The 12,193-nt window shown below is 37.6% G+C and carries 13 protein-coding genes and 1 riboswitch; of the genes, 11 read left to right on the top strand and 2 right to left on the bottom strand.

Going from position 1 to position 12,193, the window contains the following annotated elements:
* Positions 1-81 precede the first annotated feature (81 nt).
* Positions 82-822, top strand: coding sequence for a hypothetical protein (locus A5816_RS06475; RefSeq protein WP_002372330.1), 741 nt, complete (start codon positions 82-84; stop codon positions 820-822).
* Between the two features lie 290 nt (positions 823-1,112).
* Here the strand turns inward: A5816_RS06475 and A5816_RS06470 are convergent, their stop codons facing one another.
* Positions 1,113-1,781, bottom strand: coding sequence for a YitT family protein (locus tag A5816_RS06470; RefSeq protein WP_086310983.1), 669 nt, complete (start codon positions 1,779-1,781; stop codon positions 1,113-1,115).
* A 132-nt stretch (positions 1,782-1,913) separates the two neighbouring features.
* On the opposite strand from A5816_RS06470, the gene A5816_RS06460 reads away from it, so the two are divergent.
* The 8 genes from A5816_RS06460 to A5816_RS06420 all read left to right on the top strand — a co-directional run bounded on the left by A5816_RS06460 (position 1,914) and on the right by A5816_RS06420 (position 9,879).
* Positions 1,914-2,201 (top strand): hypothetical protein, encoded by a 288-nt coding sequence (locus tag A5816_RS06460; protein WP_002372335.1) that lies wholly within the window; start codon positions 1,914-1,916, stop codon positions 2,199-2,201.
* Positions 2,202-2,617: 416 nt separating this feature from the next.
* Positions 2,618-4,156 carry an ABC transporter permease/substrate-binding protein gene (locus tag A5816_RS06450; protein WP_002372338.1) on the top strand — a complete coding sequence of 513 codons (1,539 nt, stop codon included), beginning with the start codon at positions 2,618-2,620 and terminating at the stop codon, positions 4,154-4,156.
* On the top strand, positions 4,153-5,118 hold the full coding sequence (locus tag A5816_RS06445; RefSeq protein ID WP_086310982.1) for an ABC transporter ATP-binding protein: 966 nt from the start codon (positions 4,153-4,155) through the stop codon (positions 5,116-5,118). Before A5816_RS06450 ends, A5816_RS06445 begins: the two co-directional genes overlap by 4 nt.
* Positions 5,105-6,427, top strand: a complete 1,323-nt coding sequence (locus A5816_RS06440) for an NAD(P)/FAD-dependent oxidoreductase (RefSeq protein WP_086310981.1) — start codon at positions 5,105-5,107, stop codon at positions 6,425-6,427. The genes A5816_RS06445 and A5816_RS06440 overlap by 14 nt, the downstream gene beginning before the upstream one ends.
* A 62-nt stretch (positions 6,428-6,489) precedes the next feature.
* Positions 6,490-6,594: riboswitch (TPP riboswitch) on the top strand.
* 73 nt (positions 6,595-6,667) lie between these two features.
* Positions 6,668-7,411, top strand: coding sequence for an ABC transporter permease (locus tag A5816_RS06435; RefSeq protein ID WP_086310980.1), 744 nt, complete (start codon positions 6,668-6,670; stop codon positions 7,409-7,411).
* A 14-nt stretch (positions 7,412-7,425) separates the two neighbouring features.
* On the top strand, positions 7,426-8,418 hold the full coding sequence (locus A5816_RS06430) for an ABC transporter substrate-binding protein (protein ID WP_025478240.1): 993 nt from the start codon (positions 7,426-7,428) through the stop codon (positions 8,416-8,418).
* Between the two features lie 11 nt (positions 8,419-8,429).
* A complete protein-coding gene (locus tag A5816_RS06425; RefSeq protein ID WP_002372353.1) occupies positions 8,430-9,167 on the top strand; it encodes an ABC transporter ATP-binding protein in 738 nt (245 codons plus the stop codon).
* A complete protein-coding gene (locus tag A5816_RS06420) occupies positions 9,157-9,879 on the top strand; it encodes a TatD family hydrolase (RefSeq protein WP_002372354.1) in 723 nt (240 codons plus the stop codon). The genes A5816_RS06425 and A5816_RS06420 overlap by 11 nt, the downstream gene beginning before the upstream one ends.
* A gap of 83 nt (positions 9,880-9,962) precedes the next feature.
* Here A5816_RS06420 and A5816_RS06415 read toward each other — a convergent pair whose 3' ends face one another.
* A complete protein-coding gene (locus tag A5816_RS06415) occupies positions 9,963-10,601 on the bottom strand; it encodes a LysM peptidoglycan-binding domain-containing protein (protein WP_038398848.1) in 639 nt (212 codons plus the stop codon).
* A 393-nt stretch (positions 10,602-10,994) separates the two neighbouring features.
* Between A5816_RS06415 and A5816_RS06410 the strand changes: the two genes are divergently transcribed.
* Positions 10,995-11,687, top strand: coding sequence for a DNA-directed RNA polymerase subunit omega (locus A5816_RS06410; RefSeq protein ID WP_086310979.1), 693 nt, complete (start codon positions 10,995-10,997; stop codon positions 11,685-11,687).
* 209 nt (positions 11,688-11,896) lie between these two features.
* Positions 11,897-12,169: a hypothetical protein gene (locus A5816_RS06405; RefSeq protein WP_002374356.1), complete on the top strand. Its 273-nt coding sequence runs from the start codon at positions 11,897-11,899 to the stop codon at positions 12,167-12,169.
* Positions 12,170-12,193: the final 24 nt, after the last annotated feature.

The raw sequence follows: 12,193 nt of genomic DNA, 5'->3' as shown, positions 1-12,193 counted from the left end.
AATAATCAGCGCATTGCTACTGAAAACAAAAAATCTGTGCTATTATTGAGAAAAGTTCCATTTTTGAGAAGGATGGTTTGAATGAAAGAAATCAGACGAAAACATTTCCGTTTTCCTGCGTATGATGACGAGTTAGGCGTAAAATTAACCAGCGAGAAGAAGCGGGTATTATTTGACGGACAGGAAGATCTTTTGACTGAACAGAATCAGCACCCGTTTGAACAAATGAAAGAATTCCATTTCACGAACACAAACACTGAACAGGTCCGACGCAAGCGCCGTGCAACAAATGGATTGAAGTCAGCTCCGCGTAAGGAAAATTTGGAAAAACATAAAGAAAAATTACCGGATTATACTGGACATCATCAATCAGAACTCACGTCGACTGGACGGAAAAAACTTTTTGGTGAGTCTTCTCGTCCTGTCAGGCAAAGTGAAACGAGGACAGAGTCTCGAAATACTATGAGAAATTCATCTGTGGACACAAAGGTACGGGAACGTTCTTATTTTGTTCCTAAATATGTACCTGCATCCATTATTCCAGACCCTAGAGAAAGTAAAATTTCTGAAGAGCATTTGATTGAATCAATGAAAAAAACAGATGACTCTTATCTGTTGTTTGATACAGAACCAACGCCTTATCAAGAAAAAAGAAATGATGAGCCGTCTGTACGCACGTTCAATCGAACAAAAACATTAGAAGAAACAAAGCAGTCAGAAGAAAAAAAATCGAAAAAAAGCCATGGTATCTTAGAACGTTCACTGCAAGGGCTGATTGACGATCAGGGAAATTCTTTAGGAGAGAATAGCTATTTTAAATAAGAAAAATACAACCTTGTATTATGTTATAGTGAGGAAGGAAACGCTGCGGCGTTTCTTTTTTATACTCTACTCGAAAGATTATATCGTAACCTAATCTTTTTTTCTTAGCTGATGTTTTCTGCCGTGAGCAAGAGGAGAAAGGGTGAAGAGTAAAAAACAAACTATTTTCACAGATTGTCTGCAAAAATAGTCTGTTTTCATATTTTTATAAAAAATTTTATTGAAAGAATATACGTTGTAGTTTACATAATGATTTTTCAGTAAAGTGAATAAAATAGTAAAAATAAGAATCAGTGCTCTAACTGTTCAAGAGGATCAAGTGGTTCAAATGTTTCTGTAGTCTGTTTTGCTTCCAATTGGGGCAAAACAGGTCCAATTTCCAGATACTTCACTTTATTCAATGTATAAGATAGAATAGAACAGCTAAGCAATGTATACAGAAAATGTGTGAGATCCAAATAAAGCAAGGAGACAACTAAAATACCAAAAGTGATCAAGAAAAGACTTTTGCCAATCTTAATATGAAAATATTTTTCAATGGCTTGATAAATGATATCTGTTCCGCCTGTGCTTCCGCCAAATCGAAAGACGAGACCGCAACCAATGCCAGAAAGAATCCCGGTCATCAAACTATTGATCAGTAGACTATCTACAGCAAAATGTATATGAAGGCTTTCCCATAAATGTAAAAAGAAAACCAGCGCAAATGTTCCGACGATCGTCCGAAGAAAAGCGTGTTTTCCAAAAAGAAACAATGAGATAAGCAGTAAAGGTAAATTAAAAAGCAGCGAAGTGATAGAAGGCGCGAATCCAAAAAGATTATGCAAGAGCAAAGCAATACCAGTAACACCACCGTCTGCCAGTTTAGATGGAATATTGATGCCTGTCACAGCCAATCCATAGATTCCTGCGCCTAAAATGATTCCGCACAATTCTGTCAGTAAATTTAATTTTTTCATTTCTAGCCTCTTTTCTTTTGAAAATTTTCAGCAACCTCTTCATTATACTGACTTATACTCTTTCTTCAAGAGGAAAATGAAAAAAATTTATTTTTGGTTGTTTCTTCCAAATTATCAAAAAGGAGTGGAAAAATGCGAGCAGCAGACTTATTGACAATTCTTACAAAATCACCCAAAAAAACAGATTATCAAGGTGTTTTTTTGGCTCAAGACCAAAAACTGATTCCTGTGACAAGAATCCAGATAAATGAATCGTATCAATTCATCTTTGTGTTTGAACAAGGCAAAGCACCACTTGCTATGAAAGAGGTTTTTATTTTTTTGATGAAGAACCGTGAAAAAGCTGTTTATTATCAGTCAAAAGAAGAACTCATTCCGCTTTATGGAGTGAAAGAGATAGAAAATAAAGTGGTGATATAAGTAAAAATAAGAAAACAAAACGTTTATGATGCCAAAACAACCGTTTTTTACATTTTTGACAAAAAAGTGTCATGATACAGTATAATACTTGTTGAACAGGCCAATAAAGGTGTTCTCCCCCACGAGATTTCTACTTTATTGGCTGTTTCTTTTTATTTAAAAGAAAAGTTGTATATGAAAAAAGATACGGTTGATTCCGAGTGATCATTTCGTATAGATGTATTTGATTTTCGTTGTGAAGAAACGAGAACCAAAAAATCTATACGATTTTGCTGCTCGGATTCTTTTTTTATCCGCATATTTAGAGGTGATATTTCTATTAATTACTGACGCCTAGTAGGGTTAAGGCAAGTCAAGTTAGTTGGGAAAATGTAAAGAAATGTTTATACTTAAAGAATAACAGAAAGGAAGGTCGCATGAATAATTTTATACAAACATTAAGTGAAAGAAAAGGTGAGTTGCTGGAAGCTGCATTTCAACATCTGTCTATTTCTCTCATTTCTTTGCTGATTGCAGCACTGATTGCTATTCCTCTAGCAATTTGGGCAGCTAATCATAAAAAAATGGCAGAAGTCTTATTGCAGATCACGGGTGTGCTTCAAACGATTCCTTCACTTGCCTTATTAGGGTTACTTATCCCATTTGTAGGGATCGGAACTGTTCCAGCATTGATTGCACTTGTTATTTACGCTTTGCTTCCGATTTTCCAAAACACGTATATTGGTCTAGCTGAGATTGACCCGTCTATTGAAGAAGCGGCGGTAGCATTTGGTATGTCCAGAATGAGACGCTTGCTGAAAGTAGAACTTCCCATCGCATTGCCTGTCATTATCTCAGGTATCCGAACTGCCTTAGTTTTGATCATCGGTACGGCTACTTTGGCGGCATTGATCGGAGCAGGTGGATTAGGAACATTTATTTTATTAGGTATCGACCGCAACACACCAGTTTTGACATTGATTGGTGCAATCAGTTCTGCCTTGCTTGCCATTATATTCAGCGGATTGATTCGCTGGTTGCAGCATAAGAAACCTCGATATTCTATCATTACTTTAGCAGCCGTGGTGTGTTTAGTTGGGGGCGTTTCTTTATATCAGTCTGCCTTGTTTAAAAATGAAACCATCACGATTGCTGGAAAATTAGGAGCGGAACCTGAAATCCTGATCCAAATGTACAAAGAATTGATTGAAGACAACACAAAAACAGAAGTTGAATTAAAACCGAATTTCGGCAAGACTAGTTTTTTGTTCAATGCCTTGGATCAAGGGCAAATCGATATCTATCCTGAATTCACAGGGACTGTCCTAGAAAGCTTGGTGAAGGTACCTGAAGCAATGAAAAGTGCTGATTTGACAAAAGAAAAAACATATGACGAAGCAGAAGAATTATTGAACAAACAATTCGATATGACATTATTGAAACCAATGGCTTATCAAAATACGTATGCCTTGGCGGTCAAGAAATCTTTTGCAGACGAGCATCAACTTAAAAAGATTTCCGATTTAGCAGCAGTTTCTAATCAGATCAAAGCGGGATTCACACTGGAATTTATTGATCGTTCCGATGGATATAAAGGAATTCAAGAAGCATATGGATTGAATTTTTCAAGTGTACAAAGCATGGAACCAAGTTTGCGTTACCAAGCAATCAATAATGGAGATGTCAATATTGTGGATGCTTATTCCACAGATAGCCAACTCAAGGAGTATGATCTAGTCACTCTAGAAGATGATCAAGGGCTATTCCCAGCTTATCAAGGCGCGCCACTGATGAAAACAGATTTCGCCAAGGACCATCCTGAAATCGTTGAAGCGCTGAATAAATTAAGCGGAAAAATAACAGAAAATCAAATGATCAATATGAACTATCAAGTCAATGTCGAAAAGAAAAAACCGGCAGAAGTAGCACGAACCTTCCTGGAAAACGAAGGATTACTAAAGGAGGGAGATCAGTGACTAAATTAATCGAATTCAAACATGTGAAAAAAAAGTACGATGGAAAATATGTCATTGATGACCTAACTCTTGCAATCAAAGAAGGAGAAATCTTTGTTTTGGTTGGGCCTTCTGGTAGTGGAAAAACAACTACTTTGAAAATGATCAATGGATTATCTAAACCATCAGCAGGAGACATCTACTTCAAAGGAAAATCGTTAAATGAATATAATCTGCAGAAAATGCGGTGGAATATGGGGTATGTGCTGCAGCAAATCGCTTTGTTCCCGACCATGACAGTCAAGCAAAACATTGAAGTCATCCCTGAAATGTTAGGTTGGGAAAAGCAGAAAAGAGCAGACCGTGTAGATGAACTTCTTCAAAAAGTTGGCTTATCTCCTGATATTTATCGAGATCGTATGCCTAGAGAGTTGTCTGGAGGAGAACAGCAACGAATCGGAATCATCCGAGCTATTGCTGCAAGCCCAGATGTGATTTTGATGGACGAGCCATTTAGCGCATTAGATCCTATTTCAAGAAATTCATTACAAGAATTAGTTTTATCTTTACATGAAGAACTGGGAACGACCATCGTTTTCGTTACGCATAATATGGAAGAAGCAATCAAGCTAGGAGATCGTATTGCGTTTATGAAAGATGGAGAAATTATCCAATGCGATACACCAGAACAGTTATTGATGAATCCTAAAAATGAATATGTACGGCATTTCTTTGATGAACCGAAACAGACGAAAGAATGGCGAGTCGAAGATTTAGTCGTTAATGGATATTTTTTAAAAGAAGTACCAAAAAACAGTCATCAACAAGTTTGCCTTGATACGCCACTGAAAGAAGTGTATTCACTTCTTTCAGTGTACCCAAACATTGTGATAGTAGAAAAAGGAAAAAATATTGGTTCACTGACAAGTAAAGAAGTCTTTACTTTTTTAAGTCGAGAGGAGGAAGAAAATGAAAACATATGAGGCAATCGTCATCGGTTCAGGTGTGAGCGGCTTAAGTGCTGCTTATGAATTGAAAGAAGCAGGTAAAACAGTACTAGTGGTCGAAGAAGATCTATGGGGCGGGACTTGTCCTAACCGTGGATGTGATCCTAAAAAAGTCTTGTTGAGTGCAGTAGAAGCCCGTAATCGGATAAAACAATTGAATGGAAAAGGATTTAACGAGATCCCAACCGCTAATTGGGAAGAACTCCAAAAATTCAAACGCACATTCACAGATCCAGTTCCAGAAAATCGGAAAAAACAATTGGCAGAAGCTGGAATCGATCATCTTTCAGGGACCGCTCGTTTCTTAGACGACTCATCTATTGAAGTCAATGAAGAAGTTTTTCATGGAGATTACTTTGTTCTGGCAACAGGACAAAGACCCACGATCTTACCAGTGGAAGGAAAGGAATACTTGAAGACTAGTGCAGATTTTTTATCATTGCCTGTACTGCCTAAAGAAATTATTTTTATCGGCGGCGGATATATTGCTTTTGAACTGGCTACGATTGCCAATGCTGCAGGGAGTAAAGTAACCATTGTCCATCATAATCAACGACCATTAAAAGAATTTGAGGCGTCTTTGGTAGAGGAAGCCGTCCATCAAATGGAAGCATCTGGCATTCAGTTTGCTTTTGATGTTGAAACCCAAAAGATCATCTCGGAAGGATCTCGATATCGTTTAGTCGGAAAAGAGACGGAATTAGTAGCAGATATGATTTTTTGTGCGACTGGGAGACAGCCGAATACAGAATCTTTAGCACTTGAACAAGCGAATGTCGTCTTTGATAAACATGGGATTGAGGTCAATGATTATTTGCAAACGAGCAATCCAAAAATTTTTGCGTGTGGAGATATTGTTTCAAGGAAAACACCCAAATTGACACCAGTAGCCACTTTTGAAGGGAATTATGTAGCTAAGCGGATAACGGATGCAACAAGCGAACCTATCAAATACCCGATTATACCCACGATCGTCTACGCCAGTCCTAAACTTGCTGAAGTAGGAGTTACAAAAAGTCATACCTCTTCGTCAGATCAAGTGGTAGAGATGGATCTTACCAGTTGGTTCACCTATCATCGCGTCAATGAACCAGTTGCTAAGGCTGAATTGACCTTTGACCAGCAAAATTATTTGATTGGTGCTGCAGTGATTAGCGAGCAAGCAGATGAATTGATTGATGATTTGACACTAGTCATCAATCAAAAATTGACTAAAAAAGAGTTGGATAGCTATATCATGGGGTATCCGACATTGGCAAGTGATCTCTCCTATTTATTGAAATAATCAGCATGATAACTAAAGCGCTTGTTGCTTTTTCCTTCTTGTGCTACACTTTAAAAAATGAATACCTGTTTCTGGGGATGTCGTAGACGACATGAGAGTAAGTTGTGAACTTAGACCCATTGAACCTGTCAGTTAATACTGGTGAAGGGAGAAACATAGCAGACGCTTGAAGCGGGTTACTATGTCGTGCCCATTTCAAGCGTTTTTTGTTATCCATATTAGAAGAAAGGAGGCGTCTAAATGAAGAAAAATCTTTATCCAGCAGTCAGTATGGCATTCATTTTAATTATTTGGCAGATCGTTGTCTTAGTTTGGAAAATGCCCGCTTTTATTTTACCCGGACCTGCTGCTGTATTTTCTGCGTTAGCAGCAGATGCACACGTATTGCTTTCCCATTCTGTCACAACATTAAATGAAGCAGTGATTGGTTTGGCAATAGCTAGCGTTCTTTCTTTTATTACTGCTTTGGTAATGGATTATTGGAAGTTCTTAGAAATGTCTTTTTATCCATTATTAGTGATTTCTCAAATGTTGCCAATCATGGTGTTAGGGCCATTACTTACCCTATGGTTTGGTTTCGGTATGCTTCCAAAAGTGATCCTTGTTGTCTTGATAAGCTATTTTCCGATCGTAGTTTCTTTTTCGGATACATTGAGGAAAGTATCAAAAGAGCAAATCATCTTTTTGAAAACGATGGGGGCAGATACAGGGAAGATTTATCGAATATATAAAATACCAGCGGGTTTATCCGGCTTCTTTTCCGGTTTAAAAGTGGCTGCTACTTATTGTGTCAGCGGAGCAGTCGTTGGAGAATGGCTAAGCGCTCAAGCAGGCTTAGGGTATTACATGATACGCGTAAAAAACAGCTACCAGATCGATAAAGTTTTTGCTGCGATCATTTGTGTCATTCTATTGAGTTTATTGCTGAATGGCGCTTGTTCATTATTGAAAAAAGGGTATTATCGTATGCTTTATATTTTTTAAGAGAAGGGGATCAAATGAAAAAATTATGGCTTTTATTACCGCTACTGTTGCTTTTATCCGCTTGTGGCACTGCAAAGGAAACAAGTAGCAAACAAGAAACAAAGGATTTGAAAAAAGTGACACTTGTTTTGGATTATGTACCGAATACTAATCATACTGGCATCTACCTAGCAAAAGAAAAAGGCTATTATAAAGAGGCTGGTTTAAATGTCCAAATCATCGAACCAGGAGATAATTCGACAAGTATTGGTCTAGTAGGTGCGGACAAAGCACAATTTGGTGTAAGTTATCAAGAAGATGTCACTTATGCTCACGCAGATGGACAGAATATACCAGTCAAAGCAATTGCTACAGTGATCAAACATAATACTTCTGGATTCGCCACCCTATCAGATAGTAACATCCATTCACCAAAAGATTTTGAAGGAAAAACATATGCAGGTTGGCAAAGTCCAAGTGAAGAAGCTGTCTTAAAAGCTGTGATGGAAAAAGACGGCGGTGACTTTTCAAAACTGACAATGGTAGGAAGCAATGGAGAAGGGCCAGAAAGCTTAGGAAAATCCTCAGATATCCAATGGTACTTTGAAGGTTGGGATATGATCAAAGCAAAAGAAGCGGGTATTGAACTAAACTATATCCCATTGAAAGAATTAGATGAACGGTTAGATTACTATACTCCGGTAATTATTACGAATGATCAACTGATCAAAAATGATCCAGAATTGGTACAGTCTTTTATGGATGCCACGAAAAAAGGCTATCAGGAAGCTATTAAGGATCCAAATGACAGTGCTAAACTGTTGCAAAAATATGCAAAAGAAAATGATCGGACGTTCTTAGAAGAATCACAAGCATTCTTGTCAAAAAATTATACGGATGATCCTGAGAATTGGGGATTGATGGAAGAAAAAGTTTGGCGCAATTATACAGCTTTTATGCAGGAAAACGGATTGATCAAGCAAGATGTACCTTCGCAAGAACTATTCACTAATCAGTTTATAAAATAGGAGTGATAGATATGTCAATCCAAATCAGCCACTTGAATGTAGTCATTGAAAACCTGAAAATATTAGAAGACATCCATTTCACTATCCCTAAAGATACCTTTACATCGATTGTCGCGCCAAGCGGAGCCGGTAAGTCAACATTGTTGAAAACTTTAACAGGAGTCCAGCCTATGACTTCTGGAACGATCAAAGTAGACGATCAAAAAGTAACTGGTCTCCATACAGCATTTAGTTATATGCCGCAAGAAGATATGTTACTTCCTTGGCTGAGCGTCTATCAAAACGTTACGTTATATCAAAAAATCAATCATCTAACAATCAATGAAGAACAAGTAAGGGATTATCTGGATATCTTTGGGTTAAACGGCTATGAACATTTTTTGCCGGAACAATTATCTGGCGGGATGAAGCAGCGAACGGCCTTGTTACGAACAATCATGAATCCTTCTTCTTACTTGCTTCTTGATGAACCATTTGGAGCGTTAGATGCTATGACCAGAGGGCAGATGCAAGACTGGATGCAGAAACTGCCTAAAAAAGCAAAGCGGACTACTTTGCTCGTGACACATGATATTGAAGAAGCAATTTATTTATCAGACAGGATTCTTGTGCTTTCCGCCCGTCCGGCACATGTGATTGCTGAGATTCAAGTGCCTGAAAAACGACGGTCACGTGAATGGCTACTGCAGCAATCAGAGTTGAAGCAAACGATTTATCAGTTATTGGCAGGTGAATTAGATGTTAAGTGATGCTCATTGCCATTTAGATGGGAGTCAGAGTTTAGCACTCCTTCAGCAAGAACACACGATTTTGACGATCATTAATTGTGATTCGCCAGAAGAATGGGAGGAAAACAGACGGCTTGCAACAAGCAAGAATCAAGTCTTAAGTTACGGTATCCATCCTTGGAAAGCGGATAGCTATACGTTTGCACAAGTTGAGCTTTTTTTGAAAAAAGCAAGGATCATCGGTGAAATAGGGTTAGACAATATCTGGACGAATGTGCCGCTGCCTACACAAAAAAGGGTGTTTGAGCAACAGCTTGCTTTTGCAGCCATAAATAAGAAACCTGTTGTACTGCATACAAAAGGATGCGAAAAAGAGATCTTAAGCTATATCCAAGCTTACCCTAATCACTATTTGATTCATTGGTATTCTTCTTTGGACTATCAACAAGACTATATTGATTTAGGCTGTTATTTCAGCATTGGTCTTGATTTGAAAAAGAACCCAGCAGTCTGGCAACTAGCTAAAACAGTCCCAATCGACCACTTACTTATTGAAACGGATGGACTACATGCAGCAGAGTGGGCATTAGGGGATAGTTTTTCAGAAAAAGATTATGTCTCACTGCTTGAAGAACAGTTAAAGACAATCGCTGAAATCAAAGAGCTATCAGTTGAAGAAGTTAAGAAAAATACTTATCAAAACTTGGAACGTTTCATTAGATTAGGTAAATAAAAAAGAGGTGTGACACAACTAGTGTCGCACCTCTTTTTGGCTTTCTTTGTATAAAAGTAAACCGTTCGATTAATAAATGAATCTTAGTACCAACCGTTTGCTTCCCAGAATGCTTTCGCAGCTTCCCAAGAACCATAACGTGAAGTAACATATTGTTCTGCCACTTTTTCTTGGTTCGCAGCAGAGTAGTCACCATTTAAGTAAGAAGAATCTAGTTGGTAACGTCCGATGTAGCGTCCGTTCGTTGCTGTGTAAGAACCGCTTGATTCTTTTTGTGCGATCCATTCTTTTGCAGAACTTGTGCTTGCTGGAGCCGCAGCTGTTTCTGTTGCAGCAGGAGCAGGTTGTGTTTCAGCAACAGGTGCTGCTGGTGTTTCCGTTTGAACCGTTTCTTGTACAACAGGTTGTTCAGCTTGAACAGGTTCAGCTTGGACTGGTGCTTCTTGAACGGCTGCTTGAGGTTCAGCAGCTGCTTGTGCAGAGCCTTCTGTTGGAATCGTTAATTGTTGTCCTGAGTAGATCAGGTTAATGTCAGAAATTGAATTTGATTCTGCAATGGCATTGACCAAGGAGTTGTCACCAACGTATTTTTGAGAAATCGTTGATAGAGTATCACCTGATTGAACGGTATAAGCTTCGTCCGCATGAGCAGTCGTTCCCATGAAGAATGCAGCACCGGCAGCCAAAGTTGTTCCAAAAAGTAAAGTTTTAAGTGATGTCATGAAAAATCTCCTTTATTCGTTAAAAAGTTTTATTTGTTGTGTTCAACGAGGAATACTTTAACACGTGAAAATATTTCATAGGTAAAAGAAGCATGACAATTTATGACAAATCCACGTTTTTTGTAATAAACACAGTAATTTATGAAATGAAAAGGATTACGTTTAAGAAAAACTAGTTTTTTTCATTTATTTTTACCATACATCTATATTTAAGAAAGTGTTAAGGTATATTTTTCTCTATGAAAAGTTTTTCAGATACATAAAAAAGGAAGATTAAATGAGAATTTAATAGCGTTTCTATTAAAATTACAACTGTGATTTAAAAGTGCTTGACATTGCATGTGAAATCACTTACTTTTAGTGTGTAAAAATATTGAATGAAGGAGCTACATAATGAAAAAGAAAATTATTGCTGGTGGGATCGTGGTTGCATTTCTATGTCTAATTGGCTATACAGGCACGCGTTACGCAAATGAAATTATTTTGTGGGGTGGAGAGACAGATATCGATACAATCAATGAGAATCTGACACAGCTTGACCATACGTTGACAGATAAAGAGCAAACGATTACAGATCTTACCGCTCAACTAGCACAAAAAGAACAGACATTGCAAGATTCAAAGGCAGATGTCCAAGAATACCAAACAAAAGTAAATGAATTAGAAAACCAAAAAAATCAATCGGCAGCAGAAAAACAAAACTTAGAAAGTCAATTAGTCAGCAAGGATGCACAACTACAAAGCAAACAAAATGAAATCAATGCGAAACTAGACGAAATCAACCAAAAAAATGATGAAATCAATCGTTTGACTGCAGACTGGACTGCAAGACTACAAGAAGCACAAGCAAAACTTTCAGAATTACAAAATACTGTAAATGGTTTGAACCAACAAATCGCAACACTGACACAAGAAAAAGCAAATTTAGAAACTCAGTTAGCAGATACGCAAAAAAAATTAGACGAAGCAACTGCTGAAAACACAAGTTTGAAACAATATATTCAAAAGTTAGAAAAAGCAAAAGGCGAAGTGGAAGATACAGCTGATAAATCTCAACAAATCGTTGAAGAACATTTGAGTAAATAATCTTTTACGATAAGTAACCCTTGATCAGCAATGCGGCGACAGCAATTTATGCTGTTGCCGCTTTTTTGTTAATAAGTGGTCCTTCATCGTTGTAAGAAAAGTTATATGTTCTTTAAGAAAAATAGCTGGATAAAAAATCGCAAGATAAAGAGTGTTTCCTCTTTACAAAAGGGAATGTATGTTCGTATAATAGTAATGAGGTGAAGGCAATGGAGAAAAAATATGGAACAGTAGATAAGATCCGTACGTTGCAGATCAGCGCCAGACCACTGATTCGTTTTAGCTTAAATGAGGTCAATTGTTTGATTGCTTCCCATAGTTTGAACTTCCTAGCTGAAGTAGACGAAGGGATGAAACTAGTTGTTACAGGATATTACAATAATAGAAAACAATTCGTTGTGAGATCTTATCATGTGTTAGGAAAACCAAAAATTGTGGTAGAATATGAGAAAAGTCTATACCCAAGAAAAAAGGTTCAATAAGATGAAAGAATGAACGAGAAAAAG

The organism is Enterococcus sp. 3G1_DIV0629 (assembly GCF_002141285.1).
Classification (GTDB): Bacteria; Bacillota; Bacilli; order Lactobacillales; family Enterococcaceae; genus Enterococcus_B; species Enterococcus_B lactis.
This window is presented reverse-complemented; position numbering and strand designations above follow the sequence as displayed.

Bases quoted from the DNA above. Each gene is read 5' to 3' on its own strand.
- A5816_RS06415 (WP_038398848.1), bottom strand. From the start codon at position 10,601: ATGACATCACTTAAAACTTTACTTTTTGGAACAACTTTGGCTGCCGGT.
- A5816_RS06470 (WP_086310983.1), bottom strand. From the start codon at position 1,781: ATGAAAAAATTAAATTTACTGACAGAATTGTGCGGAATCATTTTAGGC.
- A5816_RS06475 (WP_002372330.1), top strand. From the start codon at position 82: ATGAAAGAAATCAGACGAAAACATTTCCGTTTTCCTGCGTATGATGAC.
- A5816_RS06420 (WP_002372354.1), top strand. From the start codon at position 9,157: ATGTTAAGTGATGCTCATTGCCATTTAGATGGGAGTCAGAGTTTAGCA.
- A5816_RS06450 (WP_002372338.1), top strand. From the start codon at position 2,618: ATGAATAATTTTATACAAACATTAAGTGAAAGAAAAGGTGAGTTGCTG.
- A5816_RS06430 (WP_025478240.1), top strand. From the start codon at position 7,426: ATGAAAAAATTATGGCTTTTATTACCGCTACTGTTGCTTTTATCCGCT.
- A5816_RS06405 (WP_002374356.1), top strand. From the start codon at position 11,897: ATGGAGAAAAAATATGGAACAGTAGATAAGATCCGTACGTTGCAGATC.
- A5816_RS06425 (WP_002372353.1), top strand. From the start codon at position 8,430: ATGTCAATCCAAATCAGCCACTTGAATGTAGTCATTGAAAACCTGAAA.
- A5816_RS06440 (WP_086310981.1), top strand. From the start codon at position 5,105: ATGAAAACATATGAGGCAATCGTCATCGGTTCAGGTGTGAGCGGCTTA.
- A5816_RS06410 (WP_086310979.1), top strand. From the start codon at position 10,995: ATGAAAAAGAAAATTATTGCTGGTGGGATCGTGGTTGCATTTCTATGT.
- A5816_RS06435 (WP_086310980.1), top strand. From the start codon at position 6,668: ATGAAGAAAAATCTTTATCCAGCAGTCAGTATGGCATTCATTTTAATT.
- A5816_RS06460 (WP_002372335.1), top strand. From the start codon at position 1,914: ATGCGAGCAGCAGACTTATTGACAATTCTTACAAAATCACCCAAAAAA.